The organism is Lactobacillus kefiranofaciens (genome assembly GCF_014656585.1).
In the GTDB taxonomy this organism is placed as follows: Bacteria; Bacillota; Bacilli; order Lactobacillales; family Lactobacillaceae; genus Lactobacillus; species Lactobacillus kefiranofaciens.
The window spans coordinates 640,862-665,614 of sequence record NZ_CP061341.1; the positions used below are offsets into that span (position 1 = coordinate 640,862).

General features: G+C 36.1%; 23 protein-coding genes, 3 pseudogenes and 1 other annotated feature. Of the genes and pseudogenes, 21 read left to right on the forward strand and 5 right to left on the reverse strand.

The genetic code is table 11. The features are described 5' to 3' along the window. Positions 1-8: 8 nt before the first annotated feature. The 13 genes and pseudogenes from ICI50_RS03340 to ICI50_RS03395 all read left to right on the forward strand — a co-directional run bounded on the left by ICI50_RS03340 (position 9) and on the right by ICI50_RS03395 (position 13,548). Positions 9-2,210 carry an alpha-galactosidase gene (locus ICI50_RS03340; RefSeq protein ID WP_188891943.1) on the forward strand — a complete coding sequence of 734 codons (2,202 nt, stop codon included), beginning with the start codon at positions 9-11 and terminating at the stop codon, positions 2,208-2,210. Positions 2,211-2,220: 10 nt separating this feature from the next. Continuing rightward, positions 2,221-3,664, forward strand: a pseudogene (gtfA, locus tag ICI50_RS03345) (sucrose phosphorylase). 154 nt (positions 3,665-3,818) lie between these two features. After that, positions 3,819-4,430, forward strand: coding sequence for a GTP pyrophosphokinase (locus ICI50_RS03350; protein ID WP_180707424.1), 612 nt, complete (start codon positions 3,819-3,821; stop codon positions 4,428-4,430). Positions 4,431-4,438: 8 nt separating this feature from the next. Then, positions 4,439-5,104, forward strand: coding sequence for a response regulator transcription factor (locus tag ICI50_RS03355; RefSeq protein ID WP_054640545.1), 666 nt, complete (start codon positions 4,439-4,441; stop codon positions 5,102-5,104). A gap of 8 nt (positions 5,105-5,112) precedes the next feature. Then, entirely contained in the window at positions 5,113-6,390 is a 1,278-nt protein-coding gene (locus tag ICI50_RS03360; protein ID WP_095342254.1) for a sensor histidine kinase, read from the forward strand. A 48-nt stretch (positions 6,391-6,438) separates the two neighbouring features. After that, positions 6,439-7,611, forward strand: coding sequence for an MFS transporter (locus ICI50_RS03365; RefSeq protein ID WP_188891944.1), 1,173 nt, complete (start codon positions 6,439-6,441; stop codon positions 7,609-7,611). Between the two features lie 21 nt (positions 7,612-7,632). Beyond that, positions 7,633-8,040, forward strand: a complete 408-nt coding sequence (locus tag ICI50_RS03370; RefSeq protein WP_054640547.1) for an OsmC family protein — start codon at positions 7,633-7,635, stop codon at positions 8,038-8,040. Between the two features lie 10 nt (positions 8,041-8,050). After that, positions 8,051-8,758 carry an aldo/keto reductase gene (locus tag ICI50_RS03375; protein ID WP_188891946.1) on the forward strand — a complete coding sequence of 236 codons (708 nt, stop codon included), beginning with the start codon at positions 8,051-8,053 and terminating at the stop codon, positions 8,756-8,758. Positions 8,759-8,843: 85 nt separating this feature from the next. Continuing rightward, positions 8,844-9,536, forward strand: a complete 693-nt coding sequence (locus ICI50_RS03380) for a hypothetical protein (RefSeq protein ID WP_188891948.1) — start codon at positions 8,844-8,846, stop codon at positions 9,534-9,536. Between the two features lie 244 nt (positions 9,537-9,780). Next, a complete protein-coding gene (locus tag ICI50_RS03385) occupies positions 9,781-10,146 on the forward strand; it encodes a pyridoxamine 5'-phosphate oxidase family protein (protein WP_054640550.1) in 366 nt (121 codons plus the stop codon). Positions 10,147-10,303: 157 nt separating this feature from the next. Continuing rightward, positions 10,304-11,026 (forward strand): zinc-ribbon domain-containing protein, encoded by a 723-nt coding sequence (locus tag ICI50_RS10765; RefSeq protein WP_244040340.1) that lies wholly within the window; start codon positions 10,304-10,306, stop codon positions 11,024-11,026. Continuing rightward, a complete protein-coding gene (locus tag ICI50_RS10770) occupies positions 10,929-11,765 on the forward strand; it encodes a zinc ribbon domain-containing protein (protein WP_244040339.1) in 837 nt (278 codons plus the stop codon). The genes ICI50_RS10765 and ICI50_RS10770 overlap by 98 nt, the downstream gene beginning before the upstream one ends. Before the next feature lie 172 nt (positions 11,766-11,937). Continuing rightward, complete coding sequence (locus ICI50_RS03395) at positions 11,938-13,548, forward strand: class I SAM-dependent DNA methyltransferase (protein ID WP_188891950.1); 1,611 nt, start codon at positions 11,938-11,940, stop codon at positions 13,546-13,548. Between the two features lie 60 nt (positions 13,549-13,608). Here ICI50_RS03395 and ICI50_RS03400 read toward each other — a convergent pair. Next, positions 13,609-13,839 (reverse strand): annotated as a pseudogene (locus tag ICI50_RS03400) (IS3 family transposase); the annotation flags it as partial. Between the two features lie 39 nt (positions 13,840-13,878). Then, the gene (locus ICI50_RS03405; RefSeq protein ID WP_244040338.1) at positions 13,879-15,465 is read right to left on the reverse strand and encodes an SH3-like domain-containing protein; all 1,587 of its coding nucleotides are present in this window, start codon (positions 15,463-15,465) and stop codon (positions 13,879-13,881) included. A 157-nt stretch (positions 15,466-15,622) separates the two neighbouring features. Between ICI50_RS03405 and ICI50_RS03410 the strand changes: the two genes are divergently transcribed. From ICI50_RS03410 to ICI50_RS03435, 6 genes are all read left to right on the forward strand, one after another. Beyond that, the gene (locus tag ICI50_RS03410) at positions 15,623-16,060 is read left to right on the forward strand and encodes a hypothetical protein (RefSeq protein WP_003626431.1); all 438 of its coding nucleotides are present in this window, start codon (positions 15,623-15,625) and stop codon (positions 16,058-16,060) included. An 899-nt stretch (positions 16,061-16,959) separates the two neighbouring features. Continuing rightward, entirely contained in the window at positions 16,960-17,529 is a 570-nt protein-coding gene (gene msrA, locus ICI50_RS03415) for a peptide-methionine (S)-S-oxide reductase MsrA (protein ID WP_056941059.1), read from the forward strand. Beyond that, positions 17,529-17,897, forward strand: coding sequence for an ASCH domain-containing protein (locus ICI50_RS03420; RefSeq protein ID WP_003626425.1), 369 nt, complete (start codon positions 17,529-17,531; stop codon positions 17,895-17,897). The genes msrA and ICI50_RS03420 overlap by 1 nt, the downstream gene beginning before the upstream one ends. 29 nt (positions 17,898-17,926) lie before the next feature. Beyond that, positions 17,927-18,343: a VOC family protein gene (locus ICI50_RS03425; protein WP_054640629.1), complete on the forward strand. Its 417-nt coding sequence runs from the start codon at positions 17,927-17,929 to the stop codon at positions 18,341-18,343. After that, the gene (locus tag ICI50_RS03430) at positions 18,279-18,530 is read left to right on the forward strand and encodes a hypothetical protein (protein WP_143445836.1); all 252 of its coding nucleotides are present in this window, start codon (positions 18,279-18,281) and stop codon (positions 18,528-18,530) included. The genes ICI50_RS03425 and ICI50_RS03430 overlap by 65 nt, the downstream gene beginning before the upstream one ends. Positions 18,531-18,532: 2 nt before the next feature. Continuing rightward, positions 18,533-18,676, forward strand: a complete 144-nt coding sequence (locus ICI50_RS03435; RefSeq protein ID WP_188891953.1) for a hypothetical protein — start codon at positions 18,533-18,535, stop codon at positions 18,674-18,676. 165 nt (positions 18,677-18,841) lie between these two features. On the opposite strand, the gene ICI50_RS03440 is transcribed toward ICI50_RS03435, so the two are convergent. From ICI50_RS03440 to ICI50_RS03450, 3 genes and pseudogenes are all read right to left on the reverse strand, one after another. Beyond that, on the reverse strand, positions 18,842-19,693 hold the full coding sequence (locus ICI50_RS03440) for a MetQ/NlpA family ABC transporter substrate-binding protein (RefSeq protein WP_056941058.1): 852 nt from the start codon (positions 19,691-19,693) through the stop codon (positions 18,842-18,844). A gap of 41 nt (positions 19,694-19,734) precedes the next feature. Then, positions 19,735-19,969 (reverse strand) — a binding site (T-box leader). Positions 19,970-20,019: 50 nt separating this feature from the next. Next, positions 20,020-20,214: a hypothetical protein gene (locus ICI50_RS11005; protein ID WP_308202827.1), complete on the reverse strand. Its 195-nt coding sequence runs from the start codon at positions 20,212-20,214 to the stop codon at positions 20,020-20,022. A 147-nt stretch (positions 20,215-20,361) separates the two neighbouring features. After that, positions 20,362-21,256: pseudogene (locus ICI50_RS03450) on the reverse strand (DinB/UmuC family translesion DNA polymerase). A 136-nt stretch (positions 21,257-21,392) separates the two neighbouring features. On the opposite strand from ICI50_RS03450, the gene ICI50_RS03455 reads away from it, so the two are divergent. Together ICI50_RS03455 and ICI50_RS03460 are read left to right on the forward strand one after the other, a co-directional pair. Then, positions 21,393-22,430, forward strand: a complete 1,038-nt coding sequence (locus ICI50_RS03455; RefSeq protein WP_180707423.1) for a hypothetical protein — start codon at positions 21,393-21,395, stop codon at positions 22,428-22,430. Between the two features lie 229 nt (positions 22,431-22,659). Continuing rightward, positions 22,660-24,750: a DUF262 domain-containing protein gene (locus ICI50_RS03460; RefSeq protein ID WP_188891955.1), complete on the forward strand. Its 2,091-nt coding sequence runs from the start codon at positions 22,660-22,662 to the stop codon at positions 24,748-24,750. The last annotated feature ends 3 nt before the right edge of the window (positions 24,751-24,753 follow it).

Here is a 24,753-nt window from a genome sequence, read left to right on the forward strand (position 1 = left end):
AGAGAATCATGACACAAGAATTAATTACATTTGATGAAAAAAATAAGGTCTTTCATCTGCGTAACGAGCAAATTTCATATTTGTTATCAATAGAAGATGGCGGCACGCTTTGTCACTTATACTTTGGTAAAAAAGTAAATCATTATCATAACCAATTGCGTTATCCTCGAGTTGACCGTGGTTTTTCTGGCAACTTGCCTGGTTCACTTGACAGAACTTTTTCAAGAGACTCTTTGCCTAAGGAATACAGCACGGCTGGCGAAATGGATTATCATACTCCAGCAGCGGTAGTTCGCCAAGCTGATGGTTCTAATGCTTTGTTCTTGACTTACAAGGGCTACCGCATTGAAGCTGGCAAGCCAGATTTGGCAGGACTACCTCATTCATGGGTGGAGAAGCAAGATGAAGCCCAGACTTTAATTATTACTCTTGAGGATCAAAAAACAGGATTAAACTTTGACTTGCTCTACACGATTTATCGCGACCGACCAGTAATTGTTCGTTCAGTAAAGGTTAAGAATGAAGGTCAAGAATCTGTTAACTTAGAAAAAGTTGCGTCAATGCAAATGGACTTTGTAGATCGCGATTTTGAATCAATCACCTTGCCGGGTGCTCATGCCCATGAAAGAAGAGTTGATAGAAACAAGATTAATCAGGGTATTCATGTCTTCTCCAGTCACCGTGGCACTTCTAGTCACCAGATGAATCCATTCTTGGCCCTAGTTGATCATGATACGGATGAATTCCAAGGGGATGCCTATGGTTTTGCCTTAGTTTACTCAGGCAACCACAAGTTTGAAGTAGAAAAAGACCAATTCGCGCAAACTCACGTCAATATTGGAATTAACGACTTTAACTTTAACTGGAAATTAAAGGCTGGCGCAGATTTTCAAACGCCCGAAGTATTAATGGTTTACTCAGATCAAGGTTTAAACAAGATGAGCCAAGCCTTCCATAGTTTGATTCATGACCGCATTATTCGTAGCAAATACAAGAATGAAGTGCGTCCCATCTTGGTTAATAACTGGGAAGCTACCTACTTCGACTTTAATGAAGATAAGCTCAAGACGATCGTTGATGATGCCAAAAAGTTGGGCATCGAGATGTTTGTCTTAGATGATGGTTGGTTTGGACATCGTGATGATGATAATTCATCCTTGGGCGATTGGCAGGTCTTTAACAAGAAGTTCCCTAATGGTCTAGGACATTTTGCCGATTATGTTCACGAGCAAGGTTTAAAGTTTGGTTTATGGTTTGAACCAGAGATGATCTCTTATGATTCTGACATTTATAAAAATCATCCCGACTACTTAATGCATGTTCCTGGCAGAAAGCCTAGTCCATCAAGAAACCAATACTTGCTTGACTTAGGTCGCAAGGAAGTGCGTGACAATATCTTTAACCAAATGGAGAAGATCTTAGGCTCAGGCAAGATTGACTATATCAAGTGGGATATGAACCGTCACTTGTCTGATGTTTATGAAGCTGACTTGCCAGCAAATCGACAGGGTGAAACTTATCACCGTTATGTCTTAGGACTGTATGACTTGCTTGAACGAATTGTTGATACACATCCTGACCTATTAATTGAAGGCTGTTCAGGTGGTGGTGGTCGTTTTGACGCTGGGATGGCCTACTATGATCCACAAATCTGGGCAAGTGATGACAGTGATGCCATTGATCGCCTGACCATTCAATACGGCACCAGTTTAGTTTACCCACAATCCATGATGACTTCTCATGTTTCGGTTAGTCCGAATGAACAAAATGGCCGCATTACGCCATTCAATACGCGTGGCGTAGTTGCAATGTGGGGCGATCTTGGCTATGAGCTTGATTTGACCAAGATGAATCAAGCAGATCGCGAGGCTGTAGCTAAGCAAGTAGCGGAATATAAAAAGATCAGAAAAATTACGCAATTTGGCAAATTCTATCGTTTGAAGTCTGCTCAAACTAGCAATCAATGTGCCTGGGAAACCGTATCACCAGATAAAACTGAAGCTGTCTTAAGCGTAGTAAAGGTCATGGCTTCAGCTCAACCATATTTGACTAAAACTAAGCTAGTTAGTCTTGATCCAAATAAACAATATGAAGATCAAGCTACTCATCAAGTTTATGGCGGCGATGAATTAATGAACTTGGGCATCTATGACCCAGTAGAACACGGCGATTTCAAGGCTTACATGTATCACTTCAAGGCAGTAGACTAGGAGAGTTATCATGCCAATTAAGAACAAGGTAATGTTGATTACTTATCCAGATAGTCTGGGTAAAAACTTAAAAGAACTAAATGAAGTCTTGGAGAATGACTTAAAGGGTGCAGTTGGCGGCATTCACTTATTGCCATTCTTTCCATCAACGGGTGACCGTGGCTTTGCTCCGACGGATTATAGTACTGTAGATCCTAAGTTTGGCGATTGGTCAGAAGTTGAAAAATTAGGTGAGAAGTATTACTTAATGTTTGATTTCATGATTAATCATATTTCACGACAATCTAAGTATTACCAGGATTTTCAGAAAAATAAGGATTAAAGTCCGTATGCTGACATGTTTCTCAGCTGGGACAAGTTCTGGCCTAAGGGTCGACCAACCAAGGCAGATGTTGATTTAATTTATAAACATAAGGATCGCGCACCTTATCAAGAAATCACCTTTGCTGATGGTAGCAAGGAAAAATTATGGAATACCTTTGGTCCGGAACAGATTGATCTAGATGTCCGTAAAAAGGTAACGCAAAAGTTCATTAAGGATACTCTGATTAGCTTAATCAAGCATGGTGCCGATATTATTCGTTTAGATGCTTTTGCTTATGCAGTGAAAAAATTAGATACGAATGATTTCTTCGTTGAACCAGAAATTTGGGACTTATTGAAACAGGTACAAGATGACATCGCGGATGAGGGCGCAACAATTCTGCCTGAAATTCACGAGCATTATTCGATGCCATTCAAGATTGCCAAGCATGGCTACTTCATTTATGATTTTGCCTTGCCAATGGTAACTTTGTATTCGCTTTATTCTGGTAAGTCGAACCGCTTGGCAGCGTGGCTGAAGAAATGTCCGATGAAGCAATTTACGACGCTGGATACTCATGATGGGATCGGCGTAGTAGATGCCCGCGATATCTTAAGTCCTGCAGAAATTGATTATACTAGCAAAGAGCTTTATCAAGTTGGCGCTAATGTTAAGAAGAAGTACTCAAGTGCTGAATACCATAACTTAGATATCTACCAAATTAATACTACTTTTTATTCAGCTTTGGGTGACGATGATCAGAAATACTTTATGGCGCGTCTGCTTCAAGTTTTTGCACCAGGGATTCCGCAAGTTTATTATGTGGGGATGCTAGCTGGCAAAAATGATATTGAGCTGTTAGAAAAAACTAAAGAAGGTCGGCAATATCAACCGGCATTATTACAGCAAGGCTGAGGTTGATCAAGAAGTGCAACGTCCGGTTGTTCAATCTTTATTGAAACTTTTTACTTTTAGGAATAATGAAACTGCTTTTGATTTGAATGGATCCATTGATATTTCCACTCCTCAAGATAATGAAATCCGAATCGTACGCATGAATCATGAACAGACTAGGAAGGTCGAACTGCTGGCTAATCTGGAGGACTTAACTTATGAAGTATTAGCTAACGGTAAAAAAGTTAGCTTTTAGTGAAAAACCATGTTTATCTCGATTAAGAAGAGATAGATGTGGTTTTTTTGTTGGCAAAAAGTTATAAAAAATCTCTTTATATCTTTTACTAATCAAATTTCAAAGAAAAATCAAAATTGCTTGTTATCATATAATTAGGAAGAAGGGATAAAGGTTGAATATCTACGGCAAATATGCCTCGACACTTAATGAGTTGCTTGATCAAATGCTATTGCGTTTTCGGCAATTAAATCAAAATTATGAACGTAAATATCATGAAAGATTGTATGAACATTTGCGTGGTCGTGTTAAAAGCAAAGCCAGCATGGAAGAAAAATGCCGCAGGAAGAACCTTCCGCTGACGCCTAATTCTGCTCTGCAGATTAATCACGATAGCGTAGGTTTGCGAGTAGTCTGCAATTTCATTGATGATATTTACACTTGTATTGATTACATTAAAAGTTGGGATAATATCACCGTTTTTAAAGAAAAAGACCATATCACTAATGCTAAGCCTAATGGGTATCGCTCCTACCACATGATCTTATTGGTTACTGTGCCTAATGAAGATGTTAACGGAAATATTCCCGGGAAATACTTCGTTGAGGTGCAGCTAAGGACAATTGCTATGGATACCTGGGCTAGCTTGGAACATGAGATGAAATATAAGCATCAAATCAAGCATCCCGAAATGATTGGTAGAGAATTAAAACGAGTTGCTGATGAACTTGCGTCTTGCGATATTAGTATGCAGACGATTCGCCAGCTAATTAGGGAAGAGGACTGATTTAATCGATGAGAGTTTTAGTAGCAGAGGATGAACCGCAACTTTTACGCGTGTTAACAGTTGCGATGCAGAAGTCAGGCTATGATGTAGATCCGGTTGATAATGGGTTGAAGGCTGTCGAGCATAGTAAGGAGAATTCTTATGATGTAATTCTACTAGATATCATGATGCCAGTGATGGACGGGATTACAGCTCTAAAGAAAATTCGGGCACGCGGTGATAAAACTTATATTCTGATGCTAACGGCAAAGGCTGAAGTTGATGATCGTGTAACTGGTCTGGATAGTGGCGCGGATGACTACATTACTAAACCATTTTCATTAAAAGAGTTGCTGGCTAGATTGCGGTCAAAAGAGCGGCGTGAAGATGATTACACTCCGAATGAGTTGCGAGTAGGGGATGTTTCTTTAAATGTTGCTGAACAAGAACTGGTCAGTCAGAACTCAATCATATTAAGCGGGACAGAAACACAATTAATGGATTATTTCTTGCTCAATGAGGGAAAAGAACTCTCCACTGAAGAATTATTAAATCATGTTTGGAAAAATGACCAAGATGCCGATAGCAGTGTGGTCTGGATTTATGTTTCTTATTTAAGAAGAAAGCTAGAATCCATTCAAAGTACCGTTCACATTGATGGTGAAAAAGGTGGTTCGTATAAATTGGTTAAGTAGGTGAGAAAATGATTCAGAAGTTTCGTTGGAAGTTCATCGGCACTTCTGTTGCCGCATTATTATTAGTTTTATTAATTACTCTAGGTGGCTTGATTGGAATCACTCGTATTCAGAGTCAAAATGAAGTTCATCGCGTTTTAACCGCATTGGTTAAAAACGAGGGGCATTTGACCCCGCAAAATGCGCAGCCTGCCTTCGGCGATCAAGATAACCCCATTAACCGCAATTTCTTGGGTGGAAAATATAATCCCGAAGCCGTTTATCAGTATCGCTATTTTGCTGTGACCATTGATGCTAGTCATAACGTGCATGTGGTTAATAGCACCAATGTTTATCGTTTAAAGAATACGACAATTAGAGCGATTACGCGCAAGGCTTTGGAAGAGCATAGTCAGACTGGCAATGTTAATATTGGGCAAAACCAATATGCTTATCGTGTTGCTAAGGATGGCACTGGACAAACGATAGTTATTTTTTTGAATGAAACTTTGATTTTTAATCGTTTTTGGTTATTAGTTAGAGTAGCCATTGTTTTAGGAATCTGTGCTTTGATCGTTTTTGCCGTAATTTTGATTTTGGTTAGTCGCAAGGCGATCAAGCCAATAACCGATACTTACCACAAGCAGCAAGAGTTTATTACTAATGCTGGGCATGAATTGAAGACGCCATTAGCAGTGATCTCAGCGAATACTGAAATGGAAGAGATGCTCGGCAATAACTCAGAATGGAATGAAAGTACTAAGCAGCAAGTGGCTAAGCTGACTAAGTTGATTAATAGCTTGATTTCGCTTGCGCGAGCAGGTGAAACTGGTGAGATTACTCTCAGCAAGGTGGATTTTTCTCAAATTGTCGAAGAAACGACGCAAGACTTTAAGTCAGTAATGAAGAAAAATAATTTAACTTATCAAATTTCAATTCGAGAAGGAATTAAAGTTATTGCTGAAAAGCATACTTTAGCTGAAATTCTTAATATTTTGCTAAATAATGCTAGAAAGTATTGCGATCCTGGTGGCAAGGTACAGGTTAAATTGACTAAAGGTGGTGCCCTGAATAAGAGCGCGATCTTGCGAGTAAGCAATACTTATAAGGAAGGAAAAGGTCAAGATTATAGTCACTTCTTTGACCGTTTCTATCGCGAAGATGAGTCGCATAATTCTAAAAAAGGCGGCTTGGGTATCGGCTTATCGATGGCACGAGAATTGACGGAAGCTTTTCGCGGTCGTATTTCAGTTCATCACAAGGGTGATGATATCGTCTTTAGCGTAATTTTAAAAATTGCCAAATAGTTTCTTGGTTTGTTGTACAATAAAAACAAGAATCGGGGGAAATCAATTTTGGCGAAGAGAAAATCAATCTATACTAAAGACGTAATTTTAGTAATGGCGGCATCGTTCTTCTTTATGTTTAGCACGATGTTCGTCAATCCTTTAATTAATGGCTATGCCAAGAATTTGGGTGCTAGCAGCACTTTTGCCGGGATTATCGTCGGTATTATGAGTGTAGCAGCTATGTTTTTGCGCCCAGTCGCTGGAAATCTAACTGATAAATTTTCTAAATATTTACTGTCATTTATTGGTGGCGTATTAATCTTAATTGGCGTGCTTGGTTATGTCTTCACGCCCTCTAGCGAATGGCTGCTATTATTTCGGTTAATTAATGGGACTGGTTATGTTTTGTGTACCGTCTGCATGACTACCTGGTTGGCATTCCTGGTGCCGCGTCAACACGTGGGTGAAGCCATGGGCTTTTATGGCCTAATGAATGCTTTGGCTATGGCGCTGGCTCCAGCCTTGTCGATCAATATTTATCAAAAAATCGGCTATCGTGAAAGTATGATCGCCTCTGCTGTATCGGCATTTTTAATGGTAATTGCTATTCAATTCGTGGGTAATCATGCTTTGCCAATTAAGCGGCCGAGGACAAAAAAGAAACACTTTAAGATTATTCAATTGAATGTCTTGCCCGTTGCTATTCTAACTACTTTGTTTGCCATGCCTTATTTTGTAACGCAAGCCGATATCGTTACTTATGTAGAGCAAAAACATTTGAGTGTTGCTGTTGGTGCCTATTTCTTAATCTATGCCGTGGTCTTGCTAGTTATTAGAATTGGGCTTAAGCGTTATTTTGATACCGTACGTTTTGGCGTGTGGTTTTGGATTAGTTTAGTTTCAACTGCGGCTTATATTAGTTTGTTAGCTGTCATGAATAATAATTGGCAGATGGCACTGGCTGCCGCGGGCATGGCTTTAGGCTATGGTATTATTTATTCAGTACTGCAGTCAACTGCACTGCTGCTAGCACCGATTGAAGAACAAGGCCTAGCTAGTTCTACCTTTTATTTAGGCTTGGATATTGCGATGGCCTTTGGTCCAATCATCAGCGGCGTAATCGATAGCGTTTTGCCGATTAAGTATTTCTATTGGGTCGAACTAGTATTGATTCCTGTGATGTTATTAGTCTACTTTATTTGGCGTAAACGCTTGAACGATGCGATCGATCATCATTAAATTTAAGAAAGGATGAAGAGCATGAGTGATTATTTAGTAAAGTCAAAGTTAGGAAAAAATGAATGGCAAATCCAAAGTCAGGCGCGGGATCATGAGCTGATTTGTGATACTACTGACGCGGCTCATAATGCGGGTCCTAATCCAGTTGAATATCTTTGCACGAGCATAAATTCTTGTATTGTAATGTCAGCAGGAATGATAGCTAAAGCACATGATTTAGACGTCACTAATTTTCGTGTTGAAAATCATGCTCAGACGGAAAAGCTAGGTCATGGCAAGTCGGTAGTAACAGAAATGACAATTGAAGTTTTCTTTGATTCATCAATGAGTAAGGAAAAAAAAGAGAAGTTCTTAGCTCATGTTTTGCATGTGTCAACCGTGTATCAAACGCTTAAAGAAGCAATTAAGATCTATGTAGAATTAGCTTAAAGGAGAAAATATGGCAATTTTAGATGAAGCAGTTGTATTAAATGATGGCAGTTTAATGCCCAAGATTGGCGTAATTGGTACTAATGACGCAGAATTAGCTAAAGCAGTGAAGATGGGCTATCGGCTGTTAGCTTGCCCGGCGGATAAGAACTTAGATCTAACTAAGGTCAGTCCACAACTTTATGTTGAGATCGAAATTTCAGAAGAAATTAAGACGCGAGAAGAATTACGCAATAGTTTTAAGATTATTCGAAATAACTTGGTTAAAAATCATGCGGATTTGTGTTTATTGAAGTTGAGCGATGATCTTAAGCGTAACGATGAAGTCTGGCAAGAACTCGAACAGCTTAAGATTAAGGGCTGGGTAAAGACTTTAGGCGTTACTAGAGCTAATGCGGATGAATTAACCGATATTTTGCAAAAGGTTCAGGTTAAACCTAGTGTGGTAGAAACTGAAATTGAAGATCAAGGTGTGATTGCCTTAGCTCGCAAGAATAAGATGCAAGTCGAAGTACCTGTTCATGGTGATATTGAAGCATTGACTGAGCTGGCGGAGAACTATAAGACGATGCCAGTAGAACTGGTTCTGCGCTACTTTAATCAAAAGAGCATTATTCCGTTGATTGAGGCGGGGGATGCAGTTAAGAATCCGAAGACTGACTTTGTGATTAAGGGTGCAGACATGAGCACGATAGGTCAATTATTTTCCGGGAAATAGTTCGTAATCAGATTGTAAGTTAATAAATTAAGAAAAATGTTATAATGATTTTACAATAAAGTTTGTTTTAGGAGATATGTTTATAATGAAAACTAAAAAATTATTTACTTCATTAGCTGCGGCAGTTATGCTTTCAGCTGGATTAGCTGGTAGTGGTGTTGCAATGACTGCTGAACCTGTTCATGCGGCTACTGCTCAAACTGCTAAGAAGGGGACGGTGAGTCTTAAGCGTAGATCAGTAAAGGCTACTATTAATGTTGACAAGCCTAAGATTTATGTTGTAAGTCAAGATGGTAAGTCAATTAAGTCCCAAGATTCAACTTATACTAAGGGCCAAGTTGTACCAGTTTATTGGTCAACTGAAGCTACAAGTTCAAATGGTCAAAGTCCTAATTCATTGACTTTGTATTATGTAGAAAACAAGACCATTGATGGTAAGGATTGCATGATTTTCCTTAGTGCAGCTGATGTAACTACTGCTGATACTGAAGCAGTTCAAGCTGCTTATAAGAATAGAGAATTAAAGTACATCGTCGTAACCCCTAAGTCCAAAAAGGGTGCTAAGATTTACTACGCTTACAAGAAGAGCAAGAAGTCAAAGAAAATTTACTTCAAAGCAACCAAGAAGAAGATCAAGAAGGGTAAGAAATACAAGACTTCCATGATCGTTAAGCATGGTAAGACTAGATATGTTTACATTGGCAAGAAGAGATATGTTAAGTCAACTGCTGTAAAGACAGTTAGCATTAAGTATGCTCCAGTTAAGTTGCCAGCCTAAGAAAGACGCATGAAGCTCATCTGGGCATTCATCACGGCGCCATTGAAAGCTTAACAGCAGGACATAGCTATTTAAACGATTTTAGCAGAAAAATAAATCAAATAAATATTTAAGAAATTAAGGTCAGACTAATGGTTAATAGCCTACCGCAAAAATATTGACACTTACCATTTACACAAAAGATTTGACAGTGTCATAAAAACAAACTATAATAATAGTTATTATTGAAAGGAAGATTTTTTATATGAAGAAATTAGATACTAACAAGTTGACTGACAAACAAATTAAGTTCTTTAACGAACACCTAGCATACATGGCAACTGTTAACAAGGAAGGTAAGCCAGATGTAGGTCCTAAAGGTTCACTTAAGGCTATTGATGCTAACACTTTGCAATACCTTGAAAAGACTAAGTCAGAAGCTTATGACAACTTAAAGAATGGTTCAGAAGCAGCTATCGTTGTTGCTGATGTACCAACTCACAAGGCATTCCGTGTTAGAGGCTATGCTGAAACCCATGAAGGTGATGACTATGCTAAGAAAATTTTGAAGGATACTAAGTTCCCTAACGCATATGTTGTAAACATTAAGATTGATGAAATTGACGCTTAATTAATTCATCTGTGCTGAAGCGCTCCATGAAAATGGGGCGTTTTTTGCATTCTTAATATTTTTTCAAAATTATAGTCAATAAGTTATGCAAGATTCATGTTTATAGACTAAAATAGTAATGTAACTATATTGAGAATTGTTTTGATAAGATAGATATATGAAAAAAATTTGCCCTAATTGTGGTAAAGAAGTAGATCCTGAGGAAAAGTATTGCCCATTCTGTCATTTCAATTTAGTTAATAATGAAGAAACGATCGTCACTATTGACGTCGGACTTTTAGGTCGTAGAGAAGTGTCGGGTTCGGATGAAGAATCTGACAAGCCGCCAGAGAAGGAAGAGTCGGCTACCGAAACAGCCACGCCGCCTTCTAAGCCTAAGTCGCCCAAGCAAGTTAAGCCTGCTGAGCAGTCTCTAGCCAAGTCGCCTGAGAAGCCAAAGACGGAAGAATCTAAACTTAAAAAGTCAAAGAAGACAGATCCGGTTCCACCGGCTCATGCTACTTCCTTACTGAAGAATAAGAAACATTTTAATATTTGGCCAATTGTCAGTGCAGTTGCTATCTTGCTAGTTGCAGTTCTAGTGATGGGAAGCACCAGCTTCTACAGTCGCAAGCAACAGGTCAATAGAATTGAAACCGCCATTAAGAATGACAAAGTTAGTCATCTAGTAGCTGCTGATAAGCAGAAGATTACAGCCAAGAAGTTGAAGCCACTTAGTGACTACTACAAGAAGAATCCGAAGGCTTATAAGAAGCTGAAGAAGGATCTAATGGGGAAGAACGATGGCCCCAATTCGATTGATCCAAGATGGTCATTACTTGGGTCTCTTCCCACGTTATGTAGTGCAATTGCCAACTTACAAGCTGCAAGTCAAGAATGATTATCAGCATACAGCTGTGACGGTTAATGGTGAACACTTTGATCAAGCAGCACAGGTATTGCCAGGTCGCTACAAGATCAAGGCCGAAACCTCATATCTTGGTCAAACTGCCAAGGATGAAAAGACTGTTGATGTTTGGTCAGATCAGGAAAGTAAAGTTAAACTGAATGTCGGCAGCTTCAAGGTTAAGAGCGCACCAAATGCTAAGGATTACTTAAACAATAAATTGGCAGCTCAACTTGATGGCAAGGGTGAAAAGACCTTTACCGACATGCCATTAACTAAGGACTTCTCGCTTTACGTTGCTAAGAATAGTAACGGCAAGCTAGTCAAGAGTAAAATGATTGCTAATGCGACTGCAATTGTGAGGAAGCACAACAATCATGTCTTTGACTTAACTTGGGGCAGTTCTTCTGTGAAGGCTTTATTAGAGAAGAACTTTAACAAGCTAAACGCTAAGGACTTTATCAATGGCAAGAAGAATCCTAATTACGCTCAGTTGAAGAAGATTGTAAGAACTTGGAAGAAGACACCGAGTCTGACAAGTTACAAAGTTAAGGTTAAGCAACATAATAAGAATTTGAAGAGTTTGAATTATAGCGTTACCTTTGACTTTAAGTTCAATATGGGCGGCACGAGCAGACAGGTAATGAAATTTACCAATGCTTCGATTAAGAAGAGTCAGGCTGGATTGAAGATTGATTCAATCGGTTCTGGACGTTTGCTTGGTGCAAGATAATGATGAATAGAGCATCCCGTGAGGGATGCTTTTTGTGTTGCTTAAATTAGTGAGGCTCTTTGGAGTTTTCTCGTGGATAGCTGATAGTAGTAAAAATAGGGTACAATGATAGTAAAACAATGTGTAAATTTTTAAGGACAGTTATAAAGCAATTAAAAATGGAGAGAATTAGATGATTAACGGAGAAATTAAAAATAAAGTTGATGCTTTGTGGGATAGTTTTGCTGCTGGAGGATTGACTAATCCTTTAGAAGTTATTGAACAAATTACTTACTTAATGTTTATTCGTGAGTTAGATGAAGCAGATAATATTCAGCAAAAAGAAAATATGATGTTGGGTTTACCATACACCAGTATTTTTGCGGGAGAAAAGAATATAGGTGGTCAAACAATTGAAGGTAAAGAATTAAAATGGTCAGTATTTCATGATTTACCCGCAGATAAGATGTTTATCTTAATGAATAGATTTGTATTCCCATTCATCAAAAATCTACATGATGATAAAGATAGTGCGTATTCCAAATATATGACAGATGCGATTTTTAAATTGCCAACTCCAGAATTATTATCAAAAGTTGTTGATTCACTTGATGATATTTACAAAACAATGGATAAGGTTCGAAAAAGTAATTTAGAAAAAGCTGACAGTGAGGGTAATCTTGCTGAAAATATGTCCAGTGATGTTCGTGGTGATTTATACGAATATTTACTAAGTAAATTGTCAACTGCAGGGCGGAATGGTCAATTTCGTACCCCTCGCCATATTATCAAAATGATGGTTGAGTTGATGAATCCAACTCCAGACGATAAAATTGCTGACCCTGCATGTGGTACTTCTGGATTCTTAATAGCCGCTGCAGAGTATTTGAGAGAAGATCCAGAAAAAGAAAAAGCAATCTTTTATAATCCAGAGAATAAAAAACGCTATATGAGTAGTATGTTTACTGGCTATGATATGGACAGAACTATGCTCAGAATCGGTGCCATGAACATGATGACGCATGGGATTACTGATCCTCATATTGATTATCGTGATAGTCTTTCTGATCAAAATACTGATAAAGACGAATATTCTTTGGTTTTAGCAAACCCACCTTTTAAGGGAAGTCTGGATTATGAAACGGTATCAGATGATCTACTGAAAGTTTGCAAGACCAAAAAGACAGAATTGCTATTTTTAGCCTTATTTTTAAGAATGCTAAAAGTTGGTGGTCGCTGTGCATGTATTGTTCCAGATGGTGTTCTTTTTGGATCATCACGTGCACATAAAGCCGTTAGAAAACAACTTGTAGATGGAAACCGATTAGAAGCTGTAATTTCAATGCCTTCAGGTGTGTTTAAACCTTACGCTGGTGTGTCAACAGCAGTTTTGATTTTTACAAAGACTAATCATGGTGGCACCGACAAGGTATGGTTCTATGATATGACTGCGGATGGTTATTCACTTGATGATAAACGTACAAAAGTTGATGAAAATGATATTCCAGGTATCATTAAGCGATTTAAGCGTCTAGATAAAGAAGCAGATAGGAAACGTACAGATAAGTCATTTTTAGTTGATAAGAAGGAAATAGTCGATAATGCGTATGACTTATCAATTAATCGCTATAAAGAAATTAAATATGTTCCAGTTAAGTATCCACCTACAGAGGATATTTTGGCAGAAATTATGAAATTGGATGCAGAAGCAACTAAGGATCTCCAAGAATTGAAAGATATGCTTGGAAAGATTGAAAGATATGCTTGGAAAGTAAGGAAAGGAAAAACAAATTCAGATTTGTAGGGAATAGATGAAAACAAAATATATTAAGTTAGGAGAAGTTGCTACATATATTAACGGATATGCTTTTAAACCTAAATATAGAGGTTCAATTGTTTGTTCTTTAAACTTCTTAGAATAAACCCGCTTTCTAGTATTCAAAATATTTGTTCCATGCATATCAATCAATCTAAGCATGTAATCCAGATTAGCTAAGTTCATTTTATATGCTTTTGACAACTGACTGATTGAGATTTTCTCATCTTTCCATTTACGATAAATTTCTATCTTTTGTTCTTTATTAAATTTAGACATAGTAAAAGACCTAAAAGTGTCTCACTTTTAGGTCTCACTTCAATTTGTGATTATCAATTCTTTTTTATTTTGTTGATTTTTTATTTGTAGCAATTCGGGTCTGCGTGCTAATTCAATATAAGGGCGATCATTTTCTACAGCTATCCCTTCGGTTTCGCGCAAGGTATGAAATTGGTAGTGCTGTATGAGTTTTCCTGGATGGGTAATTATGAATAAATTATCGTTAAAAGCTAGGTAAAACTTAGAACGACTAGAGGTAAAGCCTTGCAGAGGTGAATTGTTTTTTACAAAATCAGATTGAGTTGCTCCGATTTCTGTTGGCATCCATGTATTTCCGTTTCGACTTAATTTCCAGTATTCATATAATCCTTTGCTGGCATTATGAAAAGTAACGTACATTAAGTGACTATTAATAAAGCAAGCGTTATGAAAATAGCGTGGATAATAGCTAGAACGATTCCATACTTTTATAGTCCAAAGATGGTTAATTTGGTAGTTTTTTCTAGAAATTTGAAAAATTTCTTCGGATTTATCGGGATTAGCTTCTTTGTTGCTGCTAGCCAGTACATAAATATATTTTTTAGTCATGCCGATAGATTGTCCGTGCCCCAGCTTCATATATGGAGATATTGCAATATTGCGTGATGTGTTTTTAAATTCTCGCCACTTCATAGTAAGTAAATTTTGTGATTTAAGTGGATCGGACAAATGATTGAGATTATAAGTAACTAGATGTCCCCATTCAACGTTAGGTTCACTGAAATATGAAACAGTTAATTGATTTTGTTTAAGGCTGATCCCTTGAGGAATAACTCCTATTTGATTAAGAGGAGTAGGTTGGGGAGTTAATGAATGAAAACGAGGTTGGTAAAATTGGGTTATCATCAAATTATGCTTATTATCATAATATCTATTAATTTTGGTTTCAGGCTGATAATTATTTTCGGGATTCCAATTTGGAGAAGAAGATTTGGAACTACCAGAGAATGTTTTTACTAAAGAAGGTCCAGCAATAGCAGTTCTGTTTGCGACAGTAATGCCTTCGTTTAAATTAGGTCTAACATGAACGTTGATTGTTGTTTTTAAATGATGGTATTTTAATTTAATTGTAAATTTCCCAGGAGTTGTAGAATTAACAAAATTTTGGGATGCAGATACTTTTTTAGGATCGATTAAGGTGCCGTGCTTGTCTGCAATATAAGAAATTGCATCCCTCACTGGGAAAGAGTAATAGGGATTACGAGTTAAAGATACATGCTTTGCCGCAAGTAGTTTGCTACGTAAAAATAATTTTTCATTAACCCAACCAATTTGTCTACCGTTGACTGTTAATTGATAAAAACGTCCTTGCTTGGTTTGCGCTGATTTAAGAGATTGAAGCAAACCGTTCCTGAAATCCTTGGTAGAAGTGAAAGCATTGATACCACCGTCTTTAGAAATATTGCGATAAATTGGAAAATCATGGAGTCCAGCCAATTTAGTTTGAACATTAGTGTAAGTAGTTACTGGTGCAGGCTTTAACACGATAGATCCGTTTTTTAACGGATTAATTTTTAAAGGTAAATAAAAATATAGAATGAATAAAATTAATATCGGTAAAATTATAAAATATAAAAACTTTTTCATGATATTCATATTATCTACTAAATCTAAGGGCGTGACTAAACTATTTAGATTATAGATGTAAGATTAAGAGGTTTAATTGAATCTTGAAAGCTTTTTTCATTGATAAAATTCTGTATAATAAAGCTTAAGCATATTAAAGGAAGTTGATTAATTAACTATGTTAAAAGAAGAGAAGAAATTTGATCAATTTGGGCAAAAATTATTTATGCAAGGCACTTTGCAAGAATTTGAAAAGAAAAATGGCCCAATTAAGGGCAGAATGGCAATTACTGAGGGTAAAATTCCGCCTGAAATGTTAAATAAATTGCAACCTGAATTAATGAAAAATCCTAAATGGAAAGTAGTCGAAGGCAGTTTTGATTTTTCAAACTATACTATTGGGATGGTAGTAGGTCTTAATCCAATCAAGCCATTGAGTGAAGGATGGCTAGTTCCTCAATTAGGTCATCCCGGTGTACAACCAGATAAGCATTGGCAGGAATTCTTTATGGAAAAAGTAATGAATTTAATTGACGAAAATGGTCATATTGATTTGCCATTGTTTACTTGGATTTCAGATAAGAATGATTTGACGAAATCTGCAAAAGATATGTAGTAAAAAAGCCACTTAGAAGGATGAAAGACCTTCTTGGGTGGCTTTTTGCATTTTATTTTAAAAAATTTTATTTACATAATTTCATATAAATATACAATTATTATGTAAGGTGAATTAAGAAAAGCTTATGAAGCCTTACTAAGGTGGTGATGCCAATGAAGAAGCACCGAAGACGGGTCTCAAAAGAGGCACGTTACAACAGAAAAACCGCGATTATCAATCTGATAACTGCGGTAATCATGTTATTAGCTTCGATTGTTGGATTACTCCACTAATCCAACACATGAGGGATAACTTCCCTTGTGTGTTTTATTATACTATGAATTATAAGGATAAGTAAAATGAAAGATAATGATAAAGAATACAATAGAGTTACTACAGTAATTAATAGAATAGCATTAATAATATTTATTATTGCAGTTGCAATATTTATCATTAATTTGATTAAATGAAAAATTGAATAATGAGAGACTGTAAAATAGTTTGTGTAAGGATGAATGATTCCTTAAATTAATTTTCAAAAACATTAGAAAAAGGAGTTCCTTTCTCGTATGATTGGTTTGAACAAAAAATAAGGACAGAAAACAATATTTAAATAAACGTTCAAACGCTAAAAATTTCATTTTAAAATTAGCAACTAAGGAAGATCTTGAACAAATCAAAGAATATATTAAGTAACGAGAAAATGAGTTACAATAAGCTTATCAGCGGTAAGAAATTCTACGTGAACTTATTGCGAATGGATCAGTTTTTTGGATTGGCTGATTCATTAAATCCTATATTAAAAATACGCTAGGAATTTGTCTTAGCGTATTTTTTGTATTCTATTGATTTTGAATGTAAAATAATGGGATGGAATTTGGACGGAAAATTACAAGAATTTAGGAGGTTATGAGAGAATGACGGAGAATAACGAACAAACGAAAACCACTGATACCAAGCCTAAAGGCGCATTAGACACGGCAATCTTTGCTGGGGGATGCTTTTGGTGCATGGTGAGCCCATTTGATAAGCTGCCCGAAATAGAAAAGGTAGTTAGTGGGTATACTGGTGGCCATGTTGCCAATCCAACTTACGAAGAAGTCTGCACGGGTAAAACTGGGCATACAGAAGCCGTTGAAATTACTTTCGATCCTGAAAAAATGCCTTATCAAAAGTTGCTTCAATATTATTGGCAGGTTACTGATCCCACGGATGCAATGGGGCAGTTCCAAGATCGTGGCGATCAATATCGTCCCGTAATTTACTATAACTCACCAGCACAGAAGGAAGCTGCGGAGAAGTCCAAACAAGAATTAGCTGAAAGCGGCAAGTTCGATGATCCGATTGTAACGCAAATTGAACCAGCTCAACCATTTTATCCAGCAGAAGAATATCACCAAGATTTCTATAAAAAAGATCCGCTTCGTTATGCAATGGAAGAAGCGGGTGGCCGAGAAAAATTTATCAAAGAACACTGGGATAAATAATGAAAGCTTTGTCTGTGCGTGGTGACTATGTCATGCAGATGATTAACGGCACCAAGAAAATAGAATATCGCACGTGGAAAACTAATTATCGCGGACCGATTTTGATGTGCTCTACGGCAAAAAGAGTGCCGAATTCTGCACCAGGATATGCACTTTGCGTGATGGATCTGTATCGAATAGACTGGAATGATGTCGATCAATGCTATTATTGGTACATTAAACTTAAGAATTTGATTGATCCGATTAAAGTAAAAGGACAGCTTAAGCTTTTTAATGTTGATGATGATGTAATTATTCCAATTAAGAGCTCAGAATTTGAAAAACAAGTTATTCCATTGATTTATCGTTCCAAAAATAAACACGTTTAATAATATAACTTATGTAAAGCAGTGAAAATATGACAATTATTGCTTTGGATCATTTTGTAATTACTGTGACTGATTTAAATAAATCTAAGAATTTTTATCATGAAATTCTAGGATTGCCTATTGTTGATGAACAAAATGGCTTCGTTTCTCTTCAATGTGGTGATCAATTAATTCGACTGAGAAAAAAGACTAATGGGGTTAACGCAATTGTGGCTAAACAATTGGAAACGGGAGTTTTTGATTTTTGTCTTCAAACTGATCAACCTATTAAAAATGTGATAGCTAAGTATAAATCAAATAATCAAGAGATTATTTCAGGCCCAGTAGAGAAGCATGGTGCACATGGAAAAATGACTTCTGTCTATACTAGGGATCCACCAGATGGGAACTTGGTCGAAGAAGCCGATTTTAGAAAACAAGATTCCTATTTCATGTTTGCCATTTGATCAAGATAAGCTTGAAGTCCCTGATCAAAATGAAATTATTTTGGAACTTGAAGTGCCAGATGAAAAAGTCGTAACGGTTGATTATAAGACCTGGCTTTACTTGGCTAATGAGGTTGACCAAGCTTTGCGCAAGTACGATAGTACTAAAGATATGAATAAGATCTTAACTTTGCAAAAAAAGAATTAGCTTTGGATCGGATGACTAGAGTATATTTGCTTGACGTGTTGGATCAAACAAAGACGATGAATTTCATCCCCGAATTAAAGATGTCATATGTTAAGAGTGCATATGAAAATGCGGACGGCGAATTGAAGGAAATTAAAGATTATTAGTGAGAAGCATCCCTCATTCGGGGATGTTTTTTCATGATAAGATAGATCTATAAGGGGCTCTAATTATGAAAAAGAAAGGCTATATTAACTCCACATAGATAATTAGATTTGCAACAAAAGAAGCAGATTGGACATTGTGTCTGATCTGCTTTTTGTTGCGATGATTTATTTCAATTTCACGTCCCAAGCTGCAATTTGCTTGTCTCCATAATATTTATGGTAAAGCTGCTTAGTCTTATCGCTTTGGTATGCTTTAACAATTTCATGGTAAATTTTTTGATTTCTTTCTGACGTGCGAGCACAAATAATATTGATCCATTGTTCAGAATCTTTATTTAACGGTTCAATAAAGATTGTCTGCTTTTTACCCAGACCTGCTAGTCCAGCAAAGTCATTGTTAACTACAGCTGCGTCAACGTCATCAATCATTCGGCTGATATGCTCTGAGGCAATTTCTTTGATCTTGAAATTCTTAGGGTTATCAGTTATATCTGCAATTGATACTAGAACTTTGTGTGGACGCAATTTGATCAATCCCGCATTTTTAAGAACGAAGAGTGCACGAGATTCATTGGTAGAATCGCTAGGAACAGCGATTGTTGCTCCGTCTGGTAAATCGTCTAGATGATGATATTTATTACTGTATAAACGAATAGGGGCGATATAAGTTTTTCCGATTGCTGAAATACCACCGTGATTGGACTTATTCCACTCATTTAAGAAGGCATAATGTTGAAAAGCGTTTAGATCAACATCACCTGATTTAAGTGCTTTATCAGGTTGATCATAACCGTCAAAGCTAACGGTTTTAACTACTACATGATATTTTTGTTTTACCGTTTTAGCTACGTTTTTCCAAATTGCGATGTCAGCTTTATTTGCACCAACAATACCTACCTTAATAACGCGAAGTCCATTATTTTTCGGGGTGTAGAAAAAGCTAAAATAACCGGCGATTAAAATAAATATAGCAAATAATGAAATTACTAATGCGTTTTTGTGGCGTCTTTTTCTCATTTAAACCAACTCCTTTAGAAAATAAAAAAAGCACTCATCCTTAAAAGGACGAATGCTCGTGTTACCACCTTAATTTGCCATTTACTTACGTAAAAAGCCTTACTAACTATCAATCAATAGCTTGTTTTATTAACGAGAGCAACCCCGTCACTGGCTAAATATCACCAGTGCAATCGATCTAAACCCATCTTCCTTGAAGACTTTTTCTTGTTTTTCACCTAACAACAAGTCTCTGAAAAAAAGTATTTCAAGTACTCTGTTTATCATGATTTTTAATTATTGATGTTAATTTATCACTTAATTTTAATATTGTCAATGCGTACAATTTAAGATTTGATCAATTCAATATGGTTGATATCATTCAAATGAACTGCTGTCCCAGAAATAGTTACCATATTTTCATTGGAATAGCCTTCTACAAAACCTTTGATATCTTCAGCAAGATTTTTTAGTTGAATACTGACAGGGTAGTGATTGCTGAAGGATTGCAACAAAATTTTGCTAATTTCAGCTTCACTCATTTCGGTCTTTTTAGGATAAACAGTTGCTCTTTTTTTATTATCTTGATTAATTTTTAAAGTGTGATCACTAAGAAAAAAGCCGGACCATTTTTCATGCCGCGATCTTGGTAATTTCTGAAGAAGTTTTCAACTTTTTGATCAAAATTATCATTCATAAGCATTACTGCCATTATGCCCACCGACTAGATTACTACGCTGAATCGCTGTGGCTCCGGGCATTAAACTGGAGGCCTTAACTATGGAAGAAAAGCCATATTTCTTTCTGACTTGATCTACCACACGATCTAACTTATACCGTTTTAATTGTAGTTCTGGATCCTCAAGAATATTCAACTGCAGACTGCAATCAGGTGAGAGTTTACTATAATTAACGCCAATACAACGCACAGCTTGTCCTTGCCAGTTATCACGAAAAAGCTGCAGCAAGACTTTGACCAAATCATGACTAACATTAGTAGGAGTGATTTTTTTGGACATTAAAGCCACCGCGGTGGTCACCGTAATCAGCTTCACCAAAAGCATATCCAATGAACAAGTTGACACAAGCAGATCGAAGATTATGTGCTCGAATTCTGGCAGCAACTTGTTCGCCGACTTCACGAATAACGATTTCAATCTGCCTTTGATCAAAATAATCACGTTGCAAGACTTGTGAGTTGCCATAGCTTTTAGTTTTTGGGTGATATTTATGACTAATGATGCTGCGATCGACGCCCCAGCTTTCTGCAAAAAGTTGTTCACCAATGATGCCAAATTCTCGCTTCAGCACTGCAGGATCAACTAGGATTAAATCAGGTGCTTCTTTTTTAGAAGGTAAATCACGAGTACGCATGACATTATGCAAGCCATATTTTTTCTTAGCTAAAGGGGAGGCAGCTATGATTAATCCAGAGCCCCAATTGCTGCCTTTTTGCCTAGAAATCACGGCAAGGCAAACGGTTATTGGATTTAAACCTAATCTTAAAGCCTCACACGAAGCAAAGAAACTCTTATTGTCAATCATGAAAATGATGTGATGAGGTTCATATTTGTAATCATACATTTTGATCACTTCCAGTTCATTCGAACACTAGTGTGCTTAAATTCATTGTACAAACTTTTGTTCGAATAAACAAGAATAATTTAAAAAAAGGCTGCATTAAAGTGCTAAAATGAACCTGTATCACGGAGGAAAGAAAATGGATTTTAAAAAGGGTAGTAAATTTACACTAATCTTGTTAGCAGGTTTGGCTCTTGCAGGATGTTCTAATAATCAAACTCATAGGGCTGCAACTCATAAGACGCCTAAGAGCTCTGCTGGCTTAGTCGAACGTAAAAATAAACCAACTAAGATGGGACACTTAAAAGCTAATGACTTGAGTCCACAAAAGACAGTTGCTGTAGTTACTGCTTATGCTGGTAAGAAGTATTCAGATAGCTGGGGCAGTGCATTGAACAACGCGAAAAAGAATGGACTGCAAGTAGACCTAAAGAATCAATCAGATTATTCATACATGAAAAATGGTAGCGGCGTTGCTTATATGGTTGGCAATAATACAGGCTATACTTTAAAGCAAGTTAATGGTGAAAACACGTACTATCTTTATGGTAATAAAGAAGAGTTAGCATCTGTAACTATGAAGCAGATGATCGATTACTTGAACCGATTAGATTCGGATAGTCTTGTTAACGACTTAGCTGAAAATGCTAAAGTAGTTGATCAACGTTCAGACTCAAGTGATAATACTAGCGAAGATAGTGGTCACAAGACTAATATTCCCGCTGATGGTGGATTATTCAATGTGCCAGCCCAATATCAAGGAACTTGGTACACTTATCCAGCTGATGATAATAAGTTAGACACTATTAAAATTAGTCAGCATGAAATTACTGATGGTAAGTATATAACAGAATTGCATAAAGTTGATCGTAAAGTTAATTACGACTATATGGAGAAATATGCTAAATCCAAATCTTATTTAAAAGCTACTAAGAATTGGGGAAGAGCCAGTTTTTGGAATTTGCACGGCATTAAATATCTAAATGTCATGGGCTGGATGCAAGGTGCTGGTGATGGTACTTTCTATGGTCCTCATACTGAAAATGGTCAGCCTGTATTAGTGATTGCTGAAGGAGCAGGCCTTTGGACTAACTGTGTTGCTTGGAAGAGTCCACAACTTGCTCAGCAATATAAGCATAAGAAGTTTAAAGACTTGTATTATCAAGGTGATGAATAGGTAATTGTTTGTTGGAGCATTCCAGAGAGGGATGCTTTTTATTTTTCAGTAATCGTAATTACAGTAATTATAATTATCGTAAGTACGATTACTGTAATTTAAATTACTGAAAGATGATGATAAGTGGAGAAAAACGCTAAAAATGTAGTGTTAAAATTATAGAGTATAGAAAAAGTTAATATGAATCCATTAGCTTAAAATTTAGAAATTAAAAAGAAAGCAAACAACAATGCAAGCAAGTATATTTAATGCAACGGAGCGATTTTTCGCACCATTTCAAATGATTTTAAAGATTCCGGTCTATCAGCGTAATTATGACTGGAATAAAAATAATGTAAAAAGATTATTAGATGATTTACATACTGTAATTAAAACTAAAGAGCATCATTTCTTAGGTGCGGTGGTTTATCTTGAATCAACTAATAGTGATATAGGATTACCAGAATACTTGATTATCGATGGGCAACAAAGATTAACTACCATTACATTAATGCTTCAAGCCTTAAAAGATGCCACAGTTGATGGTGATGCATTTACTACTGGAACTATTGAAAGTTTTCTAATTAATACTCAATCGCCATCACAAGAATATAAAATCAAGTTGAAGCCTATTAAATCAGATAATATTCAATATTCTGCATTATTAAAACACGATAATTCAAAATTAGATGAAAATAGTCATATTGTAGAAAATTATAGATTAGCGAAACAAACTTTTGATAATTGGTTAAGGCAAGGTATAGCAAGTAGAGAAATTTTATGGGCTATAAGACAACTTCAAGTAGTAGGAATTAGTCTAAAAGAGGGTGAGGATGATCCTCAAATAATTTTTGAAAGCATAAATTCTACGGGTGTTGCTTTAACCAATTCAGATTTAATTCGTAATTTCTTGTTAATGAGTGATCATGACCAAGAAAGACTATTTGAGGATTACTGGCTACCTATTGAAGATAAACTGAGAAGAGATAATAGTAATCATGCTATGGATGCATTCTTTAGACAATTTATTATTATGAAGAAAAATTCAGTAGTCGCTGAACGTAAAGTTTATCAAACTTTTGTTGATACATTTAAAAATGAAAATCTAAGTCATGAACAAGCACTTAAGGAAATAAAAGATTATGCAGAATTATATGCTTCTTTTATGTATCCAGCAGAATCTAGTTATAACGATGATATTAAAACAGATTTAGCTAGTTTAAATAGAATAAATCAAAGCACATCTTATCCATTCTTCCTCCATGTTTTCCATGACTATGAAAATAATGAAATTGATGAAGAAACTTTAACTAAAGTGATTCATTTGATTACAATTTATCTTATAAGAAGGACAATTTGTGATGTGCCTTCTAATTCTTTATTAGGATTTTTTGCTAGTTATTATGCTAGAACATTTAAATTAACTAAAAATAAGAAAAAATATTACGAAGCCATCAATAAGTATTTATTTGTTCAACAAAATCAAAATGAAGTACCAGATGATAATCAACTCAAAAATGCATTAATTCACTCAAAGCTTTATTTGAATAAAGGACTTTGTGACTTAATAATGCTTGATATTGAGAATGGAAACTCAAAGGAAAAGTTAAATTCAGAAGATTTAACTATTGAACATATCATGCCACAGACAATGAGTAAATCGTGGCGTAAGAATATTTCTGATGAAGAACATGATGAATTTGTTCATACATTAGGGAACTTATCTATAACTGGATATAATTCTGAAATGTCTAATAAGAGTTTTGCTGAAAAGAAACATATTTTAGAAGAAAATTCTAAAGCAATAATTCTTAATGAGGATGTAGTAGATAAAGATGAATGGACAATCGCAGATATTAAGGCTAGAGCAGAGAGGTTGGCAGATATACTATTGAATCGTTATGAATTAAATCCTATTGAAGATTCAAGAATTGAGTTTGAAGCTGTAGATAAAATTGGATTAGACAATTTAGATGCGACTACAGGAAGAAAATTAGTTTCATTTACTCTTGAAGGATCGAAGTATCCTGTTAAGTACTTTAAAGACGTGCCTCTTCAAGTTATTCAAATCTTAGACCAAGATAATCCGGATTTGTTGAAAAGCCTAGTTGGATTAACTTGGAAAGGAACATTAAACAATGCTAATCAAAATAATAGCTTCATAATTTGTCAAGAGAAAGATATTGATGACAAATTAAAGTGGAGTTACTCCAAAGTTAGAGATGATATCTATGTAATGACTGGTGGAAGTGCTCATCGTAATATGCATGTGCTTAAGCAAATAATTGAAGCATATAAGATACCAAAAGATGAATTTTATCTTTCTGTTAAAGTGAAATAAAAT